This window comes from Acetobacter lovaniensis (assembly GCF_014207635.1).
GTDB lineage: Bacteria > Pseudomonadota > Alphaproteobacteria > Acetobacterales > Acetobacteraceae > Acetobacter > Acetobacter lovaniensis.
In genome coordinates, this window is record NZ_JACHIE010000044.1 from 1 (window position 1) to 2,136 (window position 2,136).

Sequence of the window (2,136 nt, forward strand, 5' to 3'; positions counted from 1 at the left end):
ATAATCTGGTCCTGCGTAAATCGTACTTTCTTCATCGTCTGTCTCCAGTAGACAGACCTTACTTCAAGTCGAGGGCATTTCAGGGGGCAAGGTCAAACTCTACGTAACAGCTCCAGCAGTAATTCACGATTTTCCGCTGAGAGATGCATGATAGGTAATGGCTTCCGTCAGTAGCTTGACCATGAGTGGTTTGGATAAGCGTCCGAATAATCTCGGCTCATGAAAGTGTTCGGTCTGTTATCGACCAACGCCCGAATATCACTTTTCTCTTGCAGCGCAGGAGCCATCTAGAGATGGTCAGACTGCTTACGGCCTAACCCAGTCAAGATACACCTTGTTGCTTATGTCCGCTCTGCGTAAAACTGTTCATCGGTACGTATGTCCGAAATGAGGCGTAAGCGGCCTATTTCCTGAATTGGGCGACACCGAGTTCCACCCACATCCAGGTAAAGTCGTACGCAGCGATGCCACGCTGCGCGTCTCCAGACCTTGCGGCATTGTTCTCAAGATGTTTGAGCCAGACTATGAGCTTTTGACGGCCGGCTGCCGTGCGCGCTGCCTGACGTGGCGTGAGGTCTCCGAGCGCGGGCACCGCCTCGTCGAGTACCTGCCGGTAATGACGATCCATCACCTCGCCAATGAGCCGCGCCTCCTCCTCTGGCGGAATGGACAAAGAGCCCTCATCCCGCAGGCCGGATCGCGACTCCTGTTCGGCCATCGTCTGGCCGGGCGTCATGATCTGCGTAAGCGGCGTTCCGACCAGACTGCCGAGCACTTCGGCCAGCATCGCCTGCCCACGCGCCGTCCGTTCCCGCGAGTTGATCCCGACAAGGAGTTGCCTCCCCCTCAACTCCAACGTACCCAACACTGTCGCGCCGTCATCCATCTCGCTTGTCAGGGAAAGGCCCGCCTTCGCCCGCCCTTGCGGCCGGAACGCTTTCTTCGGCGCTTCATGATTCTCAAGCCAGTTCCAGAACGTCCGGCTCTCCGGACGCAAATCCGGGACAGCATCCAGCGCTGCCGCGACAGTCTTCTGCGTCACCCCTTTTGCCAGCGGGTAACGAATCTCGTGGAACAGAAGCTCATCACCGTCACTGTTGAAAAGAAGCTGAGGCGCTCCCTCCATTTGCCGGGCCAAGGTCTCCAGGGTCCGGAACAGCCAGGTCAGCGTGAACATCGGCGCAAGTTCCCGCAGGGTTTCCGTATCGACTTTCGGGAATTCCGCCTTGCCGCGTCTTTTCCGCAGCGCCCTGTAAAGGTTTGCAGCCAGATCCTCACAGGCCTCCCGTGAACAGGCGAGCAGGCCGCCTGCCAGAATGGTCTTTCCATCCGACGGCACAAGCCGCGCTGCAATCCGGTCCCACTGTCTGGGTGTCCGGGTGGCGGTGCCTTCATGCACGAGAACAGGCTCACCGCCTCGCAGCAAGTCACGCGCCATGAAGCTCTGGCCGGGTCTGATGTCCGAGACTTCATACAGGCTCATGACAGAAGCCCTGAGCGCGCGCATATAGGCGCTGTTGCGCGGCCCTTCTTTCCAGCCCCGGCGCTTCAGATAGATGTCAACGATGTTTCGACCATCGTCCCGGTCCTGTCCGAGAAAATCCTCGAAGGCACATCCCCACAAGGTCATGGCCACATCGGGACCAATGATTTCCTTCAGGTCATCGAAGCTCACTTCCGCCGCGTCCAGCGCCGGCCCCAGATGTTGCTCCAGCACCTCATCGAAGCAGGCGCCCCAGTCGTCCTGACCAAGATAACGGATCAATCCGGAAAGTTCATGCGATGCCATGGTTCGTCCTGCCAGCCATGCCGAACCCTACCCCGGAACGGCGATCCCCGCGAGGCACCCGTACATGATCGGACGGGCCGAAACCGAGGTCACTTCTCCTCACACGGACGTGAAACCAGCCAATCGCAGGAGCTTCTTACGCTAGAATTTGATTCCATTTGCATCCTATGTGTTTCCTGTGTGGGATTTCGGGCACAAAAAAAGCCACCCTCTTGGGTGGCTTTTCTTCTGTCTTTTCAGACACTTAGCGTGTGGTTGCGGGGGCAGGATTTGAACCTGCGGCCTTCAGGTTATGAGCCTGACGAGCTACCGGGCTGCTCCACCCCGCGGTTGAGAGAGTGCTGATT

The 2,136-nt window shown here is 58.0% G+C and carries 1 protein-coding gene and 1 tRNA gene; both read right to left on the reverse strand.

Features of this window, described 5'->3' with window-relative positions; translation table 11 throughout:
* Positions 1 to 403: 403 nt before the first annotated feature.
* A complete protein-coding gene (locus HNR55_RS16590) occupies positions 404 to 1,789 on the reverse strand; it encodes a hypothetical protein (protein ID WP_166117205.1) in 1,386 nt (461 codons plus the stop codon).
* 252 nt (positions 1,790 to 2,041) lie between these two features.
* Positions 2,042 to 2,118: transfer RNA gene (locus HNR55_RS16595), tRNA-Met, on the reverse strand.
* Between the last annotated feature and the right edge of the window lie 18 nt (positions 2,119 to 2,136).

What these genes read in the sequence shown, in the direction of transcription:
- HNR55_RS16590 (WP_166117205.1), bottom strand. Translation starts at nt 1,789, where the DNA reads ATGGCATCGCATGAACTTTCCGGATTGATCCGTTATCTTGGTCAGGAC.